Raw genomic sequence first — 21,376 nt, 5'->3', positions numbered from 1 at the left:
AGCGACGAGCCGGTCTGGTGACGACACCAACGACGAAGGAGGACGACCCCTCACACGAGCCTGAATCTGTTCCGATGAAAAAGCACTGACATAAATCGGACAATCTGAACTGATGAAAAGCGGACAACCTTCATTGGCGTTGACATAGTTGTTGGATTCATAGAACGACTGCAGCACGGTCAGTCTGGAGATCCGTCGAAACGCTGTCTGCCATGGTTATGATCCGGAGCAGGCTCCGACTCTCAGCGACCGGCGACGTAGACTTGTTGGGAAGACGGCCAAGCGCTTGCCCAGCCTGATCCGTTGGATAACCCGACAGCTGCGGGACGAATGGAGCCCTGAGCAGATCAGCGCCCAGTCGATGCACGAGACGCTGCGCGGATGCCTGCGCATCGGCACCATCGTCGACCCCGAATTCATTCGCCTAGGCGCCTTGCTGCACCGACTAGTGCAGCGGATCCCTCAGGTCGAGACCGAGCTGCACCACGGCACCAGCGGCTATGTGCTCGAATCACTGCTGAAACGCGAACTGGATGTTGGCTTCTACCTGGAGTCGCCCGGCCAAATGCCGGAAACCGGAGAAGGGGCACCGGTGGTGGAGATGATCGAACTGACGCATTTCGACTACAAGGTCATCGCCCCGGACGGCTGGTCATCACGCCTGGCACGCACCGACTGGCCCAGCCTGGCCGCCCTGCCCTGGATCGTCACCCCGCCGCGCTCCGTTCACTACCGGCTACTGACGCAACGGATGCTGGCACATGGACTCACACCGAACCGCGTGGCCCAGGTCGATCAGGAACCCTGCATGATCGACCTGGTACGAGCTGGCATCGGCCTCGCCCTGGCCCGTGATGCCAATGCCCTGCAGGAGCGCCAGGAACGCGGGCTTGTGGTTGCCAAAGGCATCAGCCTGCCCTGTGCACTGAGCTTCGTATGGCTCAAGGAGCGGCGCGACGAACCAGTCATCGCCGCCGTGCGCGGTGTGCTGGAAGATATCTGGTCTTTGTAGACGACGATCATCACTGTACAGGCGGGGGTACCATGAAGGGGATGACGCCCTATGCCGTCTTCAAAAATGGGCTCCCCAAGACAACGAAGAAAGAGCCCTGAAAACGTCGGAAAACACTACTTAATTATAGGAGCCCACGGAGGCATGTGTCAGGCGAAACCATCACTGTACACCTAGTGTAAGCGGATTTATAACGCAAGCTTCATGCGAGATATTGATTTTCTAGCTATCAACATTATCTCCTACCTCGTCACTATTGTGCAGTGGTTTAATTTTCATCACCTTTTCAGAATCAACTAGCACGCAACTCATAGAATCCTCAGGAGTATAACTTTCTTTCCTAAGATCAATCTCAGCATCTTTTGGGCATAGCACTTTCATACGCCCCATGCCATATAACAGCTTTGCGCTAAGCTCATTACTCTCAGCGTCATATGAACCATCCCAACTTGGATATGAAAAAGCCACGCCTAGATCTTGGTCAATAATCTTGTAAACCCAAGTATTTGAGTCGTTAGCACCTATCACCCTAGCTACGTTATATCTAGCCACATCCATGACCTTTGGTACAGAGAACACTAGACAGAAAACAAACAATAAAAAGCCAATAGAAAAAGCGGCCATCCTTTTGGAAGCTTTATTATCCGCGCTTACAAAATATAGCGCTGCAGGAATCAGAGTTGCAAGCATATTGGCAGTGCTTAAAAAAAATGCCATCACCAATGAACTAACATCATCATCCCAACTCCTAAGCTCCAGAACAACCTTTGCAACAAAATAAGTATATAAAGAGCTAGAAAATATCAAGAAAGCCAACATAATACAAAAGAAAAAAGCTGGCAACTTGTAATTTCTCCACCCCTTCTTTTCTCCCAACACCAAGGATGGGCGATAATATTTTCTTTTAAACCAACAACAAGATAGCACCAGACATAAAACTGCCGAAGCAGTCATGCTATAAATAACAAAATCCTCAACACCACTATACGCAGCGCACACCACCGCCGCCAACATTAAAAAGATGACTAAACAGCAACTAATCATCAAGCTAACATGTAGATAGCCCCTTTTTCTCTTAGGAACAAAAGCCTTAGAAAGGTCATTCGCCATTATCAGCATGTATGAAGGAAGAACAAACACCAAAAAGCTAAAAAACCGAATAGTGAACCTAGTGCCAATATATAGCTTGTAACATTACCACCAGCGACCACATCTACGAAAAGATCACTCCTTCCCATCATTTTCAGATAGGTGTATACAAAAATAATGCTTATTATTACGCCAGAAAATGCGGAGAACGCAACTATACCGCCTAAATCAAATTTAACATATTTCCTCTTTCCATCTTGTAAATCACGCGCCCTTCCTTGGCTCTTCTTCATCACTACCACTCCCCTATGGAACACGTCTTTCGGCGATTGAGTCTTCTCAAGCATTGCATCTATATACGCAATAGCGGATCCGGTTACTTCTCTTTCGGCAGCAAATCGAATCGCTGAAGCCCAAGTCTAACGATCAGCACGAGTCACTCTATTGCGACCGCAATTTCACCTTGGAGGGGAGCCGGATCTCGATAGTTGCGGCTACCAGGTACGCAAGCAACCAAAGCACACTGCATCGAGTGGGCGGATGTGATGCCCTCCTATGATTTCGGTCGCCAGTTACAATACTGGCAGGAAGGCATCCATAATCACTGCCAAGCCACTAACCTGGCATTCCGCAGTGCTGAGGCGGATTTGCCACCCTCAAGCCCACCGTGCGTGATCTCCTTGGCACGCCCTGCATCGAGTTTAACGAAGCAAGCGAGCCCCACCAAAGCATCATGACCTCGCGCTCCTTCAGTTGGATTACCTGCCCCCAGTACTCGCCCAGCGTCGTCAAGCTGCCCGAGCCCCCTGACGACAGCCGGCCGATCCTGGCCGCCGCCCAGCAGGGGCTCGAGGCGATCTATCGCCGCGGGTATCGCTTCATGAAGGCCGTGGTGATGCTGCTCGACCTGGTGGACGCCAACCGCGAGCAGCTCTCGCTACTCGACACGCCTGAGCGGGAGGCCCAGCGCGAGCGCGACCACAAGCTGATGGCCGCCCTGGACAAGGTGAACGGAAAGATGGGCAAGGGCACCGTGCGCCTTGGCGTGCCGCGCCAGAACGCGGCCTGGCACCTGCGCTGCACGCACCGCTCGCCGCGCTGGACAACCAGATGGAATGAGCTTTTTTCTGCCAGAGCATGACTGTTGATCAAAAACAGATAGCTTAGTTGATAAAAATCTCAAACCATCAAACCAGCCCCACTTTTAACAACATCAATCCAATAGACAGCCAGAGGAGTGGCCTCACCTCTAGGTCGCTTGAAAAGAATATCAGTAACATGCTCATCATGTGAAAATGCTACTGTATATTCTCGCCTCACAAGGCTAACCAGCTTTTCATTTGTATCTTTCTTTTTGTGCGCATAGAAATTTCTAGCCGCTGTAACATGATTAGTCACACCATTATAGAAACTTCTTGCCGCATCAACACCATTAATATTACTGTATGAAAACCACGAAAGACCATCATACAATATATCAATATTATGCCAAGCTGGCTCAAGCCGCGACTGAATTGGTGGAGAAGGATTTTTTTTGGCTAAGAACGGCTTACATAGAATGGTGAAGTCATATATATAGCTCTCCAGATCTCTACAATTCGTTCTTGCAGAGGCAGGAACTGAGAATGAAGTTTTGCCTGACGAGCTATTCGCTTTATAGTACGCGGATAGAGCTATAGTTCTACAGTAAGCTGCCCATAAGTTATGGAACTGAAGGACAGTATAGCCAAGAACCAAGTCTCTCTCTCTAAAAGAAAGAGACTGCGCCTTTACCACGTCATCTCTAAGCCTATTGCTTTTCTTTAAAAACTTATTATAACTTTTATTTAAGTGTGATGATGGGCGCATACATCATACCATGATTGCTTCGCAGAAAAGTCGAACGCGTGCTTCCCTTTTATCTTTAACGTTAGTCCCACCAGAACAAGCTCTTACCATTTCAGGGTAGACAGAGGTCTCCTCATCACCTGAAACAGCTTCAGACAGCTGAGTTAACCTTGATAGCATATCAAACTGGTCACGCCTCTGTTTGCCATCTAAATTAAAAATCTCCTCAAGCTCAGGAAGATCAAACCGACAATGAGCTACAGCAAGCAAAAGGGAATAAAAAACATGCGGCTTCATAAGAGATGACTTATGAATATCCTCAAGTTCCAAGCAATAATTAACAGCATAATCTATAACTTCTAGTTTGGCATTCTTGTCCGGTATACTACCTTCTTCATCATAAGCTTTATAAAGCTTATCAAGGTCCGCTTTTTTTGTTGTTTTAATGCCGAATATCATTGAATGAATCACTTCACAAAACAGCTTCACGTCCTGCATTCGAATTAGTTGCGAATCAGTGAATACACCTATATCTCTTAGGCTAGTGCTATAATCTCTAGCTATCTGATATACAACCCATTTGAATTCACCCTGATATACAGCATGCCTATGTTCTTCAGCGTTAAGAGGAACGTTGTATGAATTCATTCTCCTAAAAGCTTCTCGAATTTGTGCAGTAGACGCTGAAATAAACAAATCAATAGACAGAGTGTATTCTAGAAACTTCTGCTGAAGCTCTTCATCCAACTCTTCATAAAGCTTACCTCGAGCCTCTATAACCTCTGACGTTCTAGAGACTCTAAAGTTACCATGAAAAAAATCGTAAATGGTGCTACTGCGCTGCTGACCATCCACTATCTCTTTGATAGTCTGCCTAGTTTTTATGTTTGTTGATTGGTAAAGAAAAAACTTAGGGATAGGATAATCAAGGAGTATGGTTTCAACGAGAAAAGACCTTGCCGCCACGGGCCATACTTTGGAATTTCTCTGATAATCTCTATTTATTTTTATCTCCCCCCGATCCATTGCATTGCAGTATTCCACAACAGTGGTTGAAGTGTCATTAATCCTCATGAACTTTTCTCCAACAAAATAACGCTTTCTGTAGCTTTAGACGCATCTCTATATTTTTTCCCATGCTTATGAATAAGAGAAAACGGAGCATTATCCAAGTGCGAATAAAGATTCTCAGCTTTTAAAATCATTCCTTCACCGATCTCCATCACAATCTTAGGAAGATCGATATGAACATCCTTATAAAATGAATCTTGAACGACAAATGCAGCTTTACCACCCGGAGCAAGAACACGCTCAGTCTCGGACATAGAAGCCACAAGACCCTTAAAGTAATTCACAAAATACTCGTAGTAATACGTAGAAGATGCTTTTGACGGATGACGCGCGATACTATTAATCGTGTCCTCACAAGTACCACCAACTGACTCAAAAAAACTTTCATCAGCAGCAATACCCTTACGATTTGTTGTGGCGCCGATGGTATGCGCCTGCAACTCCTCGTCTTTTAAAGGATCGTTCTTAAGAGCCACACAAAGCTCTGGAAGAGTAGCTCTAACATAATTTATACGAGTACAGTAAGGCGGTGATGTAAGAACAAAATCAACAACACCATTTCGAATATCTAGATGCTTTGAGTTACCTACTCTAATATCAGTTATACACTGGCGCTCAATCCCTCCCTGCAAACCATCTAGGGAGCCCGCCATTTCAAAAACTTCCTTCTTAAACTCTAGCACAATATTTTCTGCACTAACCCTAAGCCTGTCTTCAGGCTTTTTTGCCACTTTTATCCAAGTTGGATTTGAAGTCTTAAAGGGTGATATCAAGCTTCTCACAGCACGAAAAAGAGCAACATAGAAAAATCCAGACAGCGGAGTGACCGCCCCCTTGCATGGACTCTTCATCATTTGGTCAAATGACAAGTCTTCGTCCACCAAATGACGCAGAATGCTTAACTCTATAGCACGCAAACATTTAACAGCGCCACCTTCAAACCAATGAAAAAGACCATCATCAGGTAATGCAGGATCTTGATAATCCATCGAAGCTTTAGTGATCTTCGAAGCTAAAGGGAGCAAGCTAGCTGATACATTAGGCTCTAATAACTTTGCCTTAGCCACGCACACTAACGCAGGATTAATATCCACGCCAATTGACGACCGATCAAGAAGATTCGACACGTAAGTAGTCGTACCCGCGCCATTCCAAGGATCGAGGACGGTCTGGCCCTCAACAGTGAAATGCTTGAGGATATCAGAAACAAAATGCGAGGAATAACCAGCATAATATTTATACCAAGAAGCCGCACCGACTTCTTGTTTAAGGCCTAGCTTCGGGCTGGAAATCGCACCGTTCATTCAAAAAATCTCAACAATTCAGTTAATTTTTCCTATGCGAATCTCGCATCGCCCGAGGATTTCAACATCTTTCATGTCCTGAGGCTTGATCAGCTCCTTCTCATACCTCGGGTTGTCGCTGATCAGCAGCCAGGCGCCGCCCGCGACACGTTGTACACGTTTAATCCGACGCTCGCCACCCACTAGAAGCAAGAACACCCCCTCCGGGTGCGGGTCGCGGCTGCTGCGGTCCACCAGCACCCAGTCACCATCAGGCAGCGTGCCACCCATCGAGTCGCCGCGAACCTTCACCCCGACCACCTGGGCCGGATCGAGGCCCTGGGCGGTGGGCTGCTCGGAGGGGAAGTACAGCGTGGACTCGACTTCCTCCCGCTCGAGCGGACGGCCATCGCCGGCCGCGGTGTGGATGCATTCGAGAAGAAAGTGCGCCTCAACAACCAACGTCCACTCACAACACTTAGGAGGACACTACCTAAGACAGGTGCGACTGTCATGTCTGAATTAGCGATAACCGACCAAGGGGGATATGGCTGAGGGTTGTGCTAGGGCCTGGAAAGGACGGTCGTCCAAGGACGTCTCGAGGGGGCCTATGGAAAGCAGGTATTAGGTGGGGGTCAAAGTGTAGGTCAAAAAGTTACAGATAAAGAAAAAGCCGCTGAAATCAGCGGCTTTCTCGATATTCGTGGCGGAGGGGGAGTCCGCTTATATAGATTACATAAAAGTCCAATAAAAACCACTTAATCATTGTTTTAGCTATATTTTTTTGTGTTTTTTGTCCAGCAAGATCCAAGGCCGTACTGGCATTTGCAGAGTCAAAGTATGGGCTGGAGTATGGGCTAGGGTATGGTACGCTGCCCCTTCCGACAACGAGGAGGCGGCCATGGGCAAGCTCACCACACGTGGGGTACAGAAGCTGATCAGGGAGGCCAAGCCCGGGTTGACCAACGATGGTGAGGGCCTGTACCTCAAAATTGGCAAGAAAGGGGGAGCAAGCTGGATCTATCGGTTCCGGCGCAATGGCAAGCTTCGTGACATGGGCCTTGGTAGCCATTCAGACGTCAGCCTTGCTGAAGCGCGAGCTCGTGCTGGCAAGAATCGTACCCTCATCAAGGAAGGCCTTGATCCCCTTGAGGCCAAGGTAGAAGAAGAGCAAGTAGACGAGGCCAAGCCCACCTTCACCAGCTGTGCCGCCCGCTACATCATGTCTCACCGCCACAGCTGGCGGAACGCCAAGCACGCACGGCAATGGGTGAGCACGTTGAAGGCCTTCGCTCGACCGGTCATCGGAAGCAAGCCTGTTGATGATGTCACCACCCAGGACGTCCTGAAGATCCTGTCACCGATCTGGACCAGCAAGACCGAAACGGCCAAGCGGGTGCAAGGCCGGATTGAGAACGTCCTCGACTACGCCGCGGCGCACAACTACCGAGACCCTGTGAACCCGGCCCGCTGGCGTGGGCACCTCGACAAGCTGTTGGCCAAGCCATCACGGGTCAAGAAGGTGACCCACCACCCGGCCATGCCATACGAGAAGGTCGCCGACTTCATGACCGAGATCCAGGGCTACACCAGCACCTCCTCCAAGGCGCTGCAGTTCCTGATGCTGACGGCCACACGCACCTCGGAAGTGCTACGTTCGGAGTGGCCAGAGATTGACCTCGACAATGAGACCTGGACGATTCCAGCTGACCGGATGAAGGCTCGCCGCGAACACCGTGTGCCGCTGTCACGGCAAGCAGTGGAGCTGTTAACAAAGCTGCCGAAGGTACAGGGCAGTCCCTATGTCTTCCCTGGTGCTCGCTATGGACGCCCCCTTTCCAACATGGCCATGCTGCAACTAATGCGTGGCATGGGCTATGGCCAGGGTGGCGAGCGTGGCGACTACGTACCCCATGGTTTCCGATCAAGCTTTCGCGACTGGACGGGCGAAGTTACCAGCTATCCCCGTGACGTCGCTGAGATGGCTCTCGCCCACACTATCGAGAACAAGGTAGAAGCGGCCTACCGTCGTGGAGACCTGTTCGAGAAGCGGCGGGCGATGATGCAGGACTGGGCTGACTTCATCACATTTTAAAACCAGGCGAAGCTGGGCACTCTTCTTCATGCTGGTGCGATGGTTGTCAACCAGGATATTTCTGTATACATTCAAAGGTCATGCACATTAAATTCACCCTCGTAGATAAAAAGTTAAAATGAAAAACATTGAAGGTTTAGAAAAATTCCTGGAAAAATATGACAATCAACCAGATGTAGCCAGTCTTTTTGGAGTTGTGATTTATACCGAAAAACATGCACATATGAAAAAGTACTAAGGGATAATGATTATTGGACTGCATTACACCATATCACGGGAGAAAACTTTGCTGTATTTGCTATACGCCCGCCTACTGAAATAACTCCCACACCCCTCCATATTAATCAGCAGCTCCCTACGAAACGAACGGACTTTTTAGTAAACGTGCCAGGACAACCTACTGATAACGTAAAACTCGCACAGTCTCTGAATTATCATGACCTTGACACACCGTTGCTTATACTTTTCTCTAAAGACGAAAATAACATTTACAGCATAAAATTCAAATTAATCAGCACATCTACAGAAGAAGCATACAACTCCCTTAATGAAAGGCTTAAATTTGGAACTTCTGTTGTTGCCGGATTAAAAAAGGAAAATTACAAAAATGCTGATGGCGTGAAAAATGCATTGTACCTACGCTATGGCGACTGGGCCACATTCGAAATATTAAAGACAGGAACCAAAATACTACCTTTCATTTCCCGTATCTTTGGCGTAACAAAATAAAAAAATTCTCATCCTGATCGGCAAGCATGTTTTTCTGGCGCAATCTACTCGAAACTTGGCTGCAAAACTCTCCTTGCTCAATACAACCACCATCTATTCATGATATTAATAATCACTAAACGCCAAGAAATCGTCAAGAAATCACCTAAAATTAAATTCAACCTCCATCTTCTAGCCGACTAATAGCCCCCAATCCAGACATTATTTCGACTTACATAATCGGCCATAGTTATCAGAGAAAAAAACTATTCCCCAGCCATCAAGCCATCAGACGGGCACATTAATCTGAACTGGTCTAGCCGACGTTATTCGAACTCATTGAAATAGTTCATCCCCCTCCCTCAGTCACACTGCTAAAGCAGCACAGGGACATCGGAAAGCCCCAGTCGGCTACGTGTGACAACAGATAAGTTTTGGCAATGTTCGAAGAGCCAATCGACAAAGTCAGCTCCATCCATTATCTGGATACCATCTTTCTCAGCTAATGCCTTTGTGCTTTCTCCTGAGATGGCTGTAGTGATAAGCCAGCGCTGAGCGTCGTCCTCATCAATTGCGGCGAGTTGGCGGATGCCGTGAGCACCCGTAGTGCCCTGATGATGCTTTACTTGAATAAGGAGCTTTGTAGGATTGAATCGATCCTTTCGGTAAGCCTCAATATCGGCATCTGCAATGCCTTCGTAGTGTTGCTTGCTGGGTCGGTGAACATCATACCCTTCTAGCTTCAAGAGCTCCATCACCAGCATTTCCATTCCATTTCCGCCTCCAGAAAGGAAGGTGCTTCCTTCTTGAATACGCTCTAACAAGGTTTTCTTGAAAGCATCAATTGCTTCACTGTTCTCAGCTTCATGCTGGCTGTTGATGTTACTGAAACCGCTAGTCTCTAACCGATCGTAAAGCTTTTCAATTTCATCTAAAAACTCATCCAGCGATGCGACTGCCATCCGAATTTTTAGCCGAGTCTCAAGGGCGGTGGAGAGATCGTCGCGAGTAATCCTTTTTATGGTCCCATCTGAACCCCGCAGATATTTTGCGCCGACGCGGTTTTCTCCATAGCCGACATCTAGTCCAAAGCTTTTTTCGCCAGTAGCTCTAGCAAGCAGGATAGCGCGAGCGACGGGCACCACTATCAAGTCTCCGGAACGAATATTAAAGAATCGCCGGATTTGGTTTCCTTTCCTACCTATCTCGATACCTTGGTCACGAAATGCTGCCATCAGAGACTCAGCAGATGAGTGCTCTGAAAAATTCATTTGTGGCCAGCCATAGCCAGCCTGATCTTGTTTTGCTAATTCAAGCGGGCTTCTTACCAGTATCACCCTCGCCACAGCACTCTCCCTTTCTATGACCTTTAATCTTTATAGCCCCTATTTTCCCTGAAAAACAATACTGACCAACTTAGCTAGCCAGACAACCATAATTATAAATAAGAACTGCAATAAAACAAGATTTTTCTGGCTGAAAAAATCCTCGGAAAAACTGCTAGCAAATAGATTCGCCCCTATTGCATATATCTAGACAACTCTTCCCTCGACGCCCTCTTCCCAAAGCAGCTCCAACCTGTCATTGGCATTGTAGCTATCACAATGACTCATTGGGAGGAACCCCATGCCCAGACATTGACCAACTCCCCAATTTCGACAGCCAAAAAAGCAACTGCCCTTATTAATTTTTGTCCAAGGATGTCCTATATAGTACAAATCTCCTCAGGCTCTTGACGTGCAGTGGGCAGCGGGGAATAGACTAGTTTCGAACTGAAGCAGTCGCTTCAGCCTGAACAGGAGAAATTCCCATGTCTAATGCTGTCACCCTACCTTGTACAGATCACTGCGACCCTGACTGCAAGGGGGAGCAGACGTTTTATCTTGAAATTTTCGACCTTACACAAGAGCAGATAGAAGTCCTTGAACTCACCGAGGGGGATGCAACGTTGTATCTATCTCACGAGCAGATGGATTCTAATCAAATAAGCGTAAATGACCCTTCATACTGCTCCGAAGAGAATGCTGCAAAAGTCGATATATCCTTGGAAACTGTTTGTGTTTTTTGCGCACAATAACCAGCCTTTACGGATTATGTTTTATCTTCAGATTGAACTCCACCTTTAGCTTTCTTAAGCCCTGCCAGAAATTGGATGCCTGTTTCTGGCAGTGTGATTTCATCTTTCGCTTTCTAACGCACGGCAAGAGGTCCAAAATTTTCAATAAGTCACAACACACCCAACCCCTGATTCATCTAAAATCAACTATTTTAACCATAAATCAGTGAGTTTATCATTACCATCTGCCTATCGGAGAGAGATATTTTCTCACTATCACAGAAATACCTTGCTAAGAGCTCCTCTTCTACAAGCTCCTGTGGCATGCACTCAGAAAACTTTAGTTCCTGAATAAACCCAGCATCCAGTGGCACCTGCACCAACTCCTCATCTTCAACATCCAGCAACCACCGGATTCGTTCACGCAGCCGCGACGCGTCGACAACCTTGCTTAGCGATACCGCCAGGTTATCGGAGCTGACCCTTTCCGCCAGGTCACCCAGAGCATCGGCCATGGCCGCATTGAAGACGGCGCCTGCGAAGGTCCACCAAGTGGCGTTGCGATCGCTATCAATCAGTACCGTGGTCTGCCCCGACTCCAGCCAGCCGAATTCCTCTCGCAGACCTTCGAGCAGGGTCGCGGCTCGCTTCGAGTAGCTCTCGGGGGTATTTTCAGAGAGCAGATTTGCCTCGATCGCCTGACAGAGGGCAAAGTGCATGGGTTGCCCTGAGCCTAGCCACTGTGAGCGCCCCTTTAGCTCCGTGGGCTCTACGTAGGCCCGCCGTCTCGGCCAGTCCACATAGGTGGTAGACCAGTTTCTTCCTCCCAGCGTAAGCAGAGCCGGACTGTCCGAATCACGCACCGCAAACGTCAGTTCGTGGACTTCGCCAAGCTCCTGTTTGCCATGGAAGACCTTCACCATCGGTGGTGTCGTGAAGACAGAAACGAGCTCCATGAAGTACTGGTATCCGAAGGAACGCTCCCCTTTGTCACCAATTCCCAGCATGCCGCCGTCACTATGCAGAATGCCGGTATCCACCATGTAGCGGAGCACGTCTCTGCGCTGCTCAGGTGCAATCCGCTGGAAGCCAGGCATCTTGCCGATCCAGCGCTCGATATCCGTCTCGATGATGCCTCGCTCCTGCAGGCACAGCGCCATGACCTGCTGGGCATAAATGTGCAGGGGGAGCGCTGGTGGTTCAATGGGCTCCACAAAACCGGAACGCCAAAGGGAAAGCAGCCCGATGCTTCTGAGGAAGGCGTCTTCGGTTGTCGCCAGGAATAGGCAGTTCCGTGCCACATCGGCTCTGCGTCCGGTGCGCCCGATACGCTGCAGGAATGAGCTGACGCTGAAAGGCGCATCGACCTGAATCACTCGGTCCAGGTCGCCGACATCGATACCCAGCTCCAGAGTACTTGTTGCCACGATGACGCAGTTCGAACCCTCGGCAAAGGCGCTCTCTGCAGCTTTGCGCTCCTCGAGGCTGAGACTACTGTGAGAGACGAAGGTGTTAACACCCAGACCACGTAGCTCCATGGTGAGCAATTCCACTCGGGAACGGCTGTCTACGAACACCAACCGCTTTTCACCTCGGTGCAGGCGTGAGATGACAATGGCGGCATTCTTCAGCGAACCGACCCAGTCGAGTTGAACATCCGATGTTTTTGCACTCTCTGACAACGGATTGATGACACTGCGGCTGGCCTGGCTGCCACCGGCCAACCAATCACACAGTGCCTCAGGGTTGCCGACGGTCGCAGAAAGACCAAGGCGTTGGACTTCATGGCCTGCGAGCCCCTGGATACGTTCGACGAGGGAAAGCAAATGCCATCCACGGTCATCGCCAGCGAAGGCATGCACTTCATCTACGATCACGCTGCGAACCCGCCCGAGCAGCCATCGGTGGTCGATGCGAGAGGAGATCAGCATCGCCTCCAGCGACTCTGGCGTGGTAAGCAGAATATCGGGAGGGTCTGCGACGATCTTCGCCTTGCGCGAGGCACTGACGTCTCCATGCCAGAGCGCTACGCTGCGACCCAGCAAGCCAGCGTAGTATTCGAGACGCGGCAGCAGATTGTTGAGCAGCGCTTTGATCGGGCAGAGATAGAGGACGCTGATACCGTCCCAGTTTTCCGAGAGCATACGCGAAAGGATTGGGAAACATGCTGCTTCAGTCTTGCCGCCGGCGGTAGGGGCCAACAGGATTGCATGCTCCCCTCGCAGTACAGGATCGATGGTCGCCTCCTGTAGAGGGCGGAGGCGCGGCCATCCCAAGCTATTCACAATGTGATGCTGGAGAGCCGGATGGAGCCGATCGAACGAACTCATAGATCCAGCTCGATATCATCCGTCGATTCGGCACCGCGGGCGGCACGCTCGACAGGCGACAACTCGGTGTCAGATATCGTCAGGGCATAGTGCTGACGCGGGTCGAACTCCTCGAACTGGTCGATGCGGTCCAGCACCTCCCCTACCAGCTTCTTGAGGAAGATTCGCGGGGCGATACCGATCTTGCCACCCAGGTCGCCGGTCACTGCCATCGCCAGGCTCGCGACATAGGTATCATCGGCCCGGGAGAGAACCCGCTCGGGTACCTCGCTGTTGGCGGCATAAAGGTCGCGGACCTTGCAGCCCACCTCCTGGAGCAGGCCAGTATCGAAGCCCTTCAGCCGGATCTGAACGGCACGCGGGTTATCGAAACGAGCGTCGGTGGCAAAGTCCACCGCCAAACGCTGAGCGAGAGGCGGTAGGCGCTGCACACCCATGGGCCCTTCGAAGAAGGCCGTGGTGCCGGTCATCACCAGGTAAAGCCCCGGGAAGCGACCGCTGTCGATCTCATCCATCAGCTGCCGCAGCGCGTTGAGGCTCTTGTCGCGTACGTCTCCACGCATGCGCTGCAGCGTCTCGACCTCATCGAGTACCAGCAGCAGGCCGGGGTGCCCGGAGTCCTTGAGGATGGTCAGAATGCCCTGGAGGAAGCTCAGGGCACCGAAGTGGTCGATATCGCCCTTGATGCGCGCGTAGCGCTTCACCGCGGCCGCGATGTTGGGCTGCCCCGCCATCCAGGCCAGTAGCCCATCAGCGATCTCCTCCTCGCCCTCCAGCAGGGCCTTGCGGTAGGCGCGAAGCGTCAGGGAGAAGGCAGGGGCCGAGCGAACCACCTCACCCAGGCGCTGCTCCATCAGCCGGTCGGTGGCCTCCACCAGAGCTTCCACATCATCGGGATCAATCGACTGTTGGGACAGCACGTCTTCTTCCAGGGTGTAGAACCAGGATTCGATGATGCTGCGGAAGGCACCAGTGGGGGAATCCGCCGTAGTCAGCCGCTCCATGAGCCGCCGATAGACGGTCTCCAGGCGATGCAGCGGAGTCTCGGTCTCGGAGACCTGCACCTCGGCACACGCAAAGCCGAGACCATGGGCGCGCTCGCGAAACCAGCGACTGACGAATGTCTTGCCGCTGCCATACTCGCCACGGATCGCCTTGAACACGGCGCCACCCCGAACCACCTTGGCCAGCTCATCATCGAAGGCCTGCTCCAGGTGGCCCAACCCCACCGCCAGGGCATCTAGGCCGTATTGGGGCACGGTACCACGACGTAATGCATCGATGATGTCCTGACTGCGCTGGCGGCTGATACTCACGAAGAACTCCTTACAGCTCAAACTGGAGCTTGAGCGATTCCTTGTCCAACACCACGGTACGGCTTTCCCGATCAGTCTTCAGCACTGGGTAGCCATCCACGTTGAGAATCTTCTGAATCGCGGATAGGAAACCTCGTAGGCGGATGCTAGGAATTTCCAGGCGCTTGGCCACCTGGGCCTCCATGACGCTGCCCTTGCCCTGATCGAGCAACTCCAGCAAGCGGCGGATCTGCTCGTTGGTCACCGGCACGCGCCCGGCACGTTGGAAGTTCTGCTCAAAAACCGGTGACGCAAACAGGTCATCGATCCAATTGCGTGTATCCACCGGCTCAACGGAGAGATGATGCTCTTGCTCCTCAACAGGAGCACTTTGCGGCGGAGTCGACTCGGCGAACAAGTCCGGCATGGAGGTATCGGGCTCGGCAGGCTTTTTTGCCTTACGCCCCGCCTTGGCCGACGCCTCAGCAGGGGCCTCGGCCACTGTGCCATCCACGTTTACGCTCTGCGGCTCGTTGTGCCACCAGGTCGGCAAGCTGCGCGGCAACTCGCTCCACCCTGGCATGCCCGCCGGATCACTCGCACTGATGTAGATGCCGAGAGGAATGACCACTTCCTGCAGACTGCCACCGCCGTGATAGCCACGGTTGCGGCTCTTGGTATAGCGCAGCTTCTCCGACCAGGGCACCACGGCACGCTGTGATGCGGTCAGGACGCGTGGCCCACTAACCTCTGCCTCCTGATCACCGGGCGGGGCCCCCTCCTCCCGATAGCGCTCGCCGTTGTGCGTCTCGACCTGAGGCTGGGAAAACTGGGAGTCATGATCAAGCACGTGGCCATGGTCACTGGTAATGACCACCGCACGCCCACCCTCGCGCGCGGCTTCCAGCACCTGGCGCAGCATGGGAAGCGTCGACTGCAGATTCCAGTGCACCACCACCTGAGAACTGCTGGAGAGTTGATCATCGATGGCATTGATCACCACTCCTACCAGCTTGTGCTCGGTACCGGCGATGCGGGCCCTGGCCTCGGGGGCCAGGCCGCCGCTTCCCGGCTGTTGTATGTCTTGCTTGTGCAGCAGCACCGGCGGGAAGCGCGTCGACAGCTGCTGTCTCAGCTTGTTGTTGCCGGCGAAGGCCTGCTTTTCCTGGGCCGAATTGCCTCTCACCAAGGCGCCGGACAGCAACGTGCAGCGGCTAAACTCGGTGGCCGAGGGCAGCGCAGAGACCAGGCAGCGCGGCGGCGGGTCAGCCTGTTCACTCACCTCGATCCACCCATAGGCGGCCAGGTCTTCCTGCAGCTCTCGGTGGACGGCCTCGTTCATGCCATCCAACACCAGCAGCAGCGTCGGCTTCTTTTTGGCCAGAATCGGCGCGACGACCGTTTCCAGCGCGCTCTCCACCGGCACAAGGGTGGGAGGTAAACTGTCCCCGCGAGCAATAGCCGGAAGATGCCGGGCAAAGCCATGATTCTGCTGCTCACGGCGCTGAGCGACCGCCTCTGAGAGCGAGGCATAGACACGTGCCAGTGCTTCGTGATCTTCCCCCGCCCAGAGCTGGGTCCGCGCCCAATCCACGAAACTGCCGTCACTGATGTACTGACTGAGCATCTGTGGCGCGGTACCGGTCACAGAGGGGGACGCCTGCCCCAGCCAGCGCAGCAGCCGAAGCGCCATCTCGGCACGGCGCATCTGGTCATGACGCTGGGTTTCATGGGCAAGCGTGTGGGCCTGAAGGTGCTCCCAGGCCTGCTCGGCCTGGGCCACTAGCGGCGGCTTGCCTCCCTTTTCCAGAGCCTTGTCGAGGTTGGCCGCGAAGGCATCCAGGCGTTGCATCAGCGCCCCCGGCAGCAGTGGCGAGATCCCCAGGGCCGGCATGAAATCCAGACTGGCCAGGATCTGCTCCGCCTGGCTCAGGCTCACGCTGATCGCTTTCAGCCCCTGATGACGTAGCAGCGACTGCGCCGTGTCCATCGCCTCGCGACCAAATGTCTTGAGTTCGCTGGGAGAGAACTTCCGCCCATCCAGATAGCGTTCGATGAACCGCCCGCGGCCCGAATAAATCACCTGTGCGGTCATCTCCTCTGCGGCTTCGAGCTCGCTGGCATACATCACGCTGCAGGCCAGACCGACGGCGAGCAGTTCATGGGCATGGCCTTCTCGCAGGAGCGTCTCTACCACTTCCCCCGTACGCGGCAACTCGGGTTGCAGCCACTCCCCCAGGTGCGAGCGCATGCTGTCGGGCAACGCCTCGACTCGCCGCTTGGCCGACTCCTGCAACGACCAGCGGAAGAGTGCCGGCAGTTCCGGCTTGGCCTCGGTGTAATCCAGATAGCCCCAGGCCAGTGCCTGCCAAGCCGTCTCCTGGTCCAGCACCTCGCCGAAGACGATATGGCCCTCGAAACGGTCGAAGCTGTTCAGCAACGCATCCGCCATCCAGCGGTGATGGCGCGTCAGCCGCGGATCGATGGTCTGCACCCGAGCCAGCTGCTCGAGGGTGCGCCAGGGGCTGATACGCTGCGGCTCGTTTTTCCACAGACGGGCCAATACATCCTTACCCAGCTGGCTTTGATCCAGGTTGGCCAGGATCACCAGCTTCTCAGGGCCTTGTTTCTCCAGACTTCGCTTCTCCGGATCATCATGAGAGACCAGCGCTTCGCGCATGGCGAGCTCGGAGGGGCACCAGACGAGCTTGACCGTCTGAGCACCGATCTGGCGGACCTGCTCCTCAGGCTGCAGCGGATCGCGCCACAGCAGCGCCACCCTGTCGGCGTCGGGGGCACGCTGCAGGATGGCCTGAAGCTGGTTGTAGATCGCGCCGGGCAGCGTATCGGCATGTCGAGTGAGTCGCGTGGCCGGCATCAGGCATCCTGCCCTTCACGGGTCGTGATCGTAAAGTCCACATCCAGCTCCTGGTCATCCGACAGCTGGGCCTCGAGCTCAGCGAAGAGCTGCTTTGCCTGCTGACGAGTGAGGCTATGGCGCTGTTCCTGGCGCACCACTCGCTTGATGGGGCCAGAGCCGGTGCCACCACCTTCACCACCAGGCGGCTTTGGCGGGTCGACCACGGGGGGCGTCGGCGCAATAAGCGCGGTCGCATCTTCCTGGGCACGATCCATCACTGGGCCGATGGGCTTGGCGAGCTCGTCCGCCTTGAGCGCCTCAATCACGCGCTCTTTGATCGCCTGCGCCTCGGCATTGCCTCCCTTCCAGATCTTCTCCAGCAGAGCCCAGTTGTTGTGCTTGATCCGGCTGGCCACCTCCTGCGCGGTCTTGAGGCTACGCCCCAGCGCCTGATCCGAGCTGGGCGCCTCACTGTTGGCCAGTGCCTCGACCAGCGCCGTACCCTCCAGGTCCCGCAGCTGGTTCATCAGCGTCAGGGCGTACTCGGCCGTGGATAGGCGTTGCCCCTGGTCGCTGACGCCAAGCTGGGCAAGGCGCTGACGAAGCACCTCCACTAGCGTCTCGGCGCTATGGAGATACGCCTCTGCCTCCTCACGTACCTGCTTGATCAGCTCATTCTGATGATTGGCGGTGAGCAGTTGGCTGCGCAGGGTCACGCCTAGGATCGCGCCGGCCTTGTCGAGCGCGCCTCTCCACAACGAGGGCTCGGCCAGTTCCTGCTTGCTGAGCACAAGACTGTCCGGCAGATCCTTGAGGCTCGGGTCGTATTCCTGACCATGCATCTGGCAGGCGTACTGGCCGTGCTCCATGAACACCAGGATCAGCAGGTTCTGCACCTCGCTGGGTAGCCCCCTGGGGTCGGGGTAGTCAATGGCACTGCGCAACTGCGCCACGCTGAGCGAGGTATTGCCCTGCCCCATCTTGGCCAGGTTAGTGCGCAACAGATTTGGCCAGTCAGGTTTGAACACGAAATGGCGCTCGTGCATGGTGCCGAGCCCCAACGGTTCGGCGATCTTCTCCATCAGGCCACGCAGCGAGCCTTCCACATCAATGCGTCCGTTAGGGGCATGCACTCCGCGGCGGATCTCCGCCAGCACCTTGCCTAGGTCGTTGACTCGCACCTCGGTCTTGAACTCGGGGTGGTCGGGATACTGGAAGCGCAGCGCCTGGTCGAGCAGCTGCTCGAAGGCCTGGCCAAGATTCACCCCATGCGGCAAGCGCGGCTTGAAGCTCGGCTCCAGGGACATCACCTGCTCGTCAATGGTGACTGAATCATCCAGGCTACCCGGCACGGGTGAGCTGCCGCCATACGCGCCCAACAGGCAATCCTTGAGGCGCTGATGAAGCTGGCTGCGCTGGTTCTCCAGCAGGGTGCGTGCCTGGGCCCGGTCCACCGGCGTCAGGTGCTTGCTGAAGGAACTAAAGCGGTCGTCGCTCTTGAGCACGTAGTCGAGTCGCACCAAGATGCCCAGATCGCGCTGAGCCGACTGGCTGAGGAAATAGGGCAGCCAGCACAGGGTGCGAGAGCTTCTGTCGGCGTCGAGATACTCCTGCACCCGAGCGCGATCATCTGCCGGCGAATGGTTACCGGTATCGAAGGGGAAGTCGACGATCAGCTTCCAATCGTCGCCGTTGGACTCGAAGGTGTTGAAGTCGTCGATCTCGCGCACGTTCTGGAACAGCACGTCGACATGCCGCAAGGTGCCTCGCCACAGCCAACGGTGCTCAATGAACAGCTGACCATCGTCATGGATGCCGAAGGCCTCGAACACAAGGTCCTTGATCATCTTGCGGCGAGAGCCATCGCTGTCGTGGATCTGCGCCTGCTCGAGGATGCTCTCGGTATCGACCCCAGCGATCTGAATGCCGATGGTCGGGTTACTGCTCTTCTCGGAGACCTTGATCTCGCCGACCTGACCGCCCCAGCGCTGGCAGCGGGTCAGCACCGCCTGGGCCTCACGGCCGGGAATCGGCGACTTAATGGTGCCGTGGTTGAGGGCGGCCAGCTTATGGGCAGTGAGCTGCTTAAAGCACTCCACCTCGGGCACCAGCGCCGCCAGCAGCAGCGTCTTGAGCAGCCGCAGGTCATTGTTGAAAGCCCGTGCCTTGGCATCGCCGGCAGGCAAGGCCTGGAACTCGGCGTAGCTGATCCCATGTTCGGCCTCCAGCATCGGAATCAGCTTGCGCTCGAACAACTGTTTGGCGTTTTCGAAGTGGGCGCGCATTTGCTCGGAGAAGGGCTCCGCCTCGGAGGCAATCACATCGTAGAGATCCCCTACCGGGATCACCCCTCCCAGCTTCAGGGTATCGCGCTGCTCCACCAGCAGCATCAGCATCACCTTCAGGGCGGTTCGCTCGCGCTGCAGCGCCGAGGAGAGCGCCACCAGGGCCTGGATCAGCGCCGGGCTGAAGGGGTAGAGCTCACGGAACATCTCCCGGTCGCCCTGGGAGGTCAGCAGGACGTTGTGCACCTCGTCGCGCAAACTCTTGTCGATGGCATCGAAGGCCTGCTGAATCTGCTGCCGTGCGACTTCATCCTTGGGCTTGAGCAGGCGCCGCTGGGCAATCACCGGCAGGTTGCGGTCTTCCAGCTTGATGGTGTGGAAGCGCCCCTCCCAGTACTTGAGGGAGTCACTCAGGGCTACCTGGTCGGCGCCCACCGTCTGCTCACCGACAAACTCGCGCAGGTCGCGCTGACGGGCGATAAAACTCGCCACGGGCAGCGCCCGGGGCTCGCTGGGCTCCACCAGCTTCACCACCTTCTGGATGTTATTGGCGATGAACTGGTGGTCGGAGATGTGGCTGGCCAGCCACAGGATCAGCTCATCGAGGAACAGCACCACAGCATCATAGCCCAGCGACTTGGCATGCTGGGTCATGATGCGCAGGCCCTCGTCGAAGTCGACGTAGCCGACTTTCTCACCGGACTTCAGCTCATCGCTGGAGGAATTGGCCAGGTCGCTCATGGACTGGAAGAAGGTGCCCACCAGCGCCGAGACCAGCGCGGTGTGGTCCTCCATGCTGGCCCGCCCCTGCAGCACCGCCTCGAAACTCTGCGGCGTCCAGCGCTCGTCGCCCACCTCACCCCAGCCATCGTCATCAGCCAGGCCAGCATCCTCCTGATTGAGGATCTCGAAGAAGGTGTCATCGCCCAGCTTGCTGCGCATTCCCTCAGCATCGCGGAACAGGCGGTCACTCAGGTAAAAGCCCGGTTGGGGAGCCTCCGGGTGGCGCTTTCTGATGTAGCGCACATAGCCACCGAGGATGCCCGCCTCGATGCTGGGCGCCCCGATCATGTGGTAGGGCACCAGCAGGATGTTGTGCTGCTGCAGCCAGTCATCATGACGGCTGACGGCAGGCGCGAGTTCCTTGATCGCCCGGGCTTCGGAGTTACCCTGCAGCAGCAGGTGCAGCACCGCCATGAAGTGTGACTTACCGCTACCGAAGCTGCCGTGCAGATAGGCGCCCTTCTGACGATTCTGGTTGTCGGCCACCGTGCTCTTGATGAAGGCCAGGGCCTCGTCGAAGGCCTTGGCCAGCTGCGGCGTCACCACATACTGGGCCAGAGTCTGGTGGATAGCCTCACCCTCCAGCCCCTGGGAGAGGTTGAGCACGAAATCCCCTCGCTGGACCTTCTCGGGGATCTCGATCAACTCTTTAATCAGTGTCATGAAGCGTTTCCCTACGAAA

At 54.3% G+C, this 21,376-nt stretch carries 15 protein-coding genes and 1 pseudogene; 5 read left to right on the top strand and 11 right to left on the bottom strand.

The features are described from left to right. Positions 1-172: 172 nt before the first annotated feature. Positions 173-1,012 (top strand): annotated as a pseudogene (locus tag HUS66_RS15880) (LysR substrate-binding domain-containing protein); the annotation flags it as partial. A gap of 222 nt (positions 1,013-1,234) precedes the next feature. Here the strand turns inward: HUS66_RS15880 and HUS66_RS15875 are convergent. Both HUS66_RS15875 and HUS66_RS15870 read right to left on the bottom strand, forming a co-directional pair. Further along, positions 1,235-2,122 (bottom strand): hypothetical protein, encoded by an 888-nt coding sequence (locus HUS66_RS15875; RefSeq protein WP_175072172.1) that lies wholly within the window; start codon positions 2,120-2,122, stop codon positions 1,235-1,237. Positions 2,123-2,124: 2 nt separating this feature from the next. Continuing rightward, complete coding sequence (locus HUS66_RS15870; RefSeq protein ID WP_175072171.1) at positions 2,125-2,394, bottom strand: hypothetical protein; 270 nt, start codon at positions 2,392-2,394, stop codon at positions 2,125-2,127. Positions 2,395-2,834: 440 nt separating this feature from the next. Between HUS66_RS15870 and HUS66_RS15865 the strand changes: the two genes are divergently transcribed. Beyond that, positions 2,835-3,242 (top strand): DUF4113 domain-containing protein, encoded by a 408-nt coding sequence (locus HUS66_RS15865; protein WP_254628866.1) that lies wholly within the window; start codon positions 2,835-2,837, stop codon positions 3,240-3,242. 38 nt (positions 3,243-3,280) lie between these two features. Here HUS66_RS15865 and HUS66_RS15860 read toward each other — a convergent pair whose 3' ends face one another. From HUS66_RS15860 to HUS66_RS15845, 4 genes are read right to left on the bottom strand one after another with little or no spacing between them, the layout of a single operon-like run. Then, positions 3,281-3,949, bottom strand: a complete 669-nt coding sequence (locus HUS66_RS15860) for a hypothetical protein (RefSeq protein ID WP_175072170.1) — start codon at positions 3,947-3,949, stop codon at positions 3,281-3,283. 3 nt (positions 3,950-3,952) lie between these two features. Beyond that, positions 3,953-5,002, bottom strand: a complete 1,050-nt coding sequence (locus HUS66_RS15855; protein ID WP_175072169.1) for a DUF262 domain-containing protein — start codon at positions 5,000-5,002, stop codon at positions 3,953-3,955. Continuing rightward, the gene (locus HUS66_RS15850; protein WP_175072168.1) at positions 4,999-6,303 is read right to left on the bottom strand and encodes a DNA methyltransferase; all 1,305 of its coding nucleotides are present in this window, start codon (positions 6,301-6,303) and stop codon (positions 4,999-5,001) included. Before HUS66_RS15850 ends, HUS66_RS15855 begins: the two co-directional genes overlap by 4 nt. 18 nt (positions 6,304-6,321) lie before the next feature. Next, a complete protein-coding gene (locus HUS66_RS15845) occupies positions 6,322-6,744 on the bottom strand; it encodes a S24 family peptidase (RefSeq protein WP_175072167.1) in 423 nt (140 codons plus the stop codon). 439 nt (positions 6,745-7,183) lie between these two features. Here HUS66_RS15845 and HUS66_RS15840 point away from each other — a divergent pair, with 439 nt between their 5' ends. Both HUS66_RS15840 and HUS66_RS15835 read left to right on the top strand, forming a co-directional pair. After that, on the top strand, positions 7,184-8,377 hold the full coding sequence (locus tag HUS66_RS15840) for a tyrosine-type recombinase/integrase (RefSeq protein WP_175072166.1): 1,194 nt from the start codon (positions 7,184-7,186) through the stop codon (positions 8,375-8,377). Positions 8,378-8,761: 384 nt separating this feature from the next. Continuing rightward, a complete protein-coding gene (locus tag HUS66_RS15835; RefSeq protein ID WP_175072165.1) occupies positions 8,762-9,106 on the top strand; it encodes a hypothetical protein in 345 nt (114 codons plus the stop codon). Between the two features lie 353 nt (positions 9,107-9,459). On the opposite strand, the gene HUS66_RS18045 is transcribed toward HUS66_RS15835, so the two are convergent. Next, positions 9,460-10,431, bottom strand: coding sequence for a restriction endonuclease (locus HUS66_RS18045; protein WP_175072164.1), 972 nt, complete (start codon positions 10,429-10,431; stop codon positions 9,460-9,462). Positions 10,432-10,895: 464 nt separating this feature from the next. On the opposite strand from HUS66_RS18045, the gene HUS66_RS15825 reads away from it, so the two are divergent. Further along, entirely contained in the window at positions 10,896-11,162 is a 267-nt protein-coding gene (locus HUS66_RS15825; RefSeq protein WP_175072163.1) for a hypothetical protein, read from the top strand. Between the two features lie 191 nt (positions 11,163-11,353). Here the strand turns inward: HUS66_RS15825 and HUS66_RS15820 are convergent, their stop codons facing one another. The 4 genes from HUS66_RS15820 to HUS66_RS15805 are packed head-to-tail and all read right to left on the bottom strand — an operon-like array spanning position 11,354 to position 21,357. Beyond that, the gene (locus tag HUS66_RS15820) at positions 11,354-13,471 is read right to left on the bottom strand and encodes a DEAD/DEAH box helicase (RefSeq protein ID WP_175072162.1); all 2,118 of its coding nucleotides are present in this window, start codon (positions 13,469-13,471) and stop codon (positions 11,354-11,356) included. Continuing rightward, a complete protein-coding gene (gene brxD, locus HUS66_RS15815) occupies positions 13,468-14,787 on the bottom strand; it encodes a BREX system ATP-binding protein BrxD (RefSeq protein ID WP_175072161.1) in 1,320 nt (439 codons plus the stop codon). The genes HUS66_RS15820 and brxD overlap by 4 nt, the downstream gene beginning before the upstream one ends. A gap of 10 nt (positions 14,788-14,797) precedes the next feature. Continuing rightward, positions 14,798-17,644 (bottom strand): BREX-2 system phosphatase PglZ, encoded by a 2,847-nt coding sequence (pglZ, locus tag HUS66_RS15810; protein ID WP_175072160.1) that lies wholly within the window; start codon positions 17,642-17,644, stop codon positions 14,798-14,800. Continuing rightward, complete coding sequence (locus HUS66_RS15805; RefSeq protein ID WP_175072159.1) at positions 17,644-21,357, bottom strand: DUF6079 family protein; 3,714 nt, start codon at positions 21,355-21,357, stop codon at positions 17,644-17,646. Before HUS66_RS15805 ends, pglZ begins: the two co-directional genes overlap by 1 nt. Positions 21,358-21,376 lie beyond the last annotated feature (19 nt).

This window comes from Onishia taeanensis (genome assembly GCF_013349955.1).
GTDB classification, from domain to species: domain Bacteria; phylum Pseudomonadota; class Gammaproteobacteria; order Pseudomonadales; family Halomonadaceae; genus Onishia; species Onishia taeanensis_B.
This window is presented reverse-complemented; position numbering and strand designations above follow the sequence as displayed.

Excerpts from the sequence above, each read along its gene's own strand:
- HUS66_RS15805 (WP_175072159.1), bottom strand. The coding sequence starts at position 21,357 with ATGACACTGATTAAAGAGTTGATCGAGATCCCCGAGAAGGTCCAGCGA.
- HUS66_RS15865 (WP_254628866.1), top strand. The coding sequence starts at position 2,835 with ATGACCTCGCGCTCCTTCAGTTGGATTACCTGCCCCCAGTACTCGCCC.
- HUS66_RS15840 (WP_175072166.1), top strand. The coding sequence starts at position 7,184 with ATGGGCAAGCTCACCACACGTGGGGTACAGAAGCTGATCAGGGAGGCC.
- HUS66_RS15855 (WP_175072169.1), bottom strand. The coding sequence starts at position 5,002 with ATGAGGATTAATGACACTTCAACCACTGTTGTGGAATACTGCAATGCA.
- HUS66_RS15870 (WP_175072171.1), bottom strand. The coding sequence starts at position 2,394 with ATGAAGAAGAGCCAAGGAAGGGCGCGTGATTTACAAGATGGAAAGAGG.
- HUS66_RS15820 (WP_175072162.1), bottom strand. The coding sequence starts at position 13,471 with ATGAGTTCGTTCGATCGGCTCCATCCGGCTCTCCAGCATCACATTGTG.
- HUS66_RS15850 (WP_175072168.1), bottom strand. The coding sequence starts at position 6,303 with ATGAACGGTGCGATTTCCAGCCCGAAGCTAGGCCTTAAACAAGAAGTC.
- pglZ (WP_175072160.1), bottom strand. The coding sequence starts at position 17,644 with ATGCCGGCCACGCGACTCACTCGACATGCCGATACGCTGCCCGGCGCG.
- HUS66_RS15860 (WP_175072170.1), bottom strand. The coding sequence starts at position 3,949 with ATGCGCCCATCATCACACTTAAATAAAAGTTATAATAAGTTTTTAAAG.
- HUS66_RS15875 (WP_175072172.1), bottom strand. The coding sequence starts at position 2,122 with ATGGCGAATGACCTTTCTAAGGCTTTTGTTCCTAAGAGAAAAAGGGGC.
- HUS66_RS15825 (WP_175072163.1), top strand. The coding sequence starts at position 10,896 with ATGTCTAATGCTGTCACCCTACCTTGTACAGATCACTGCGACCCTGAC.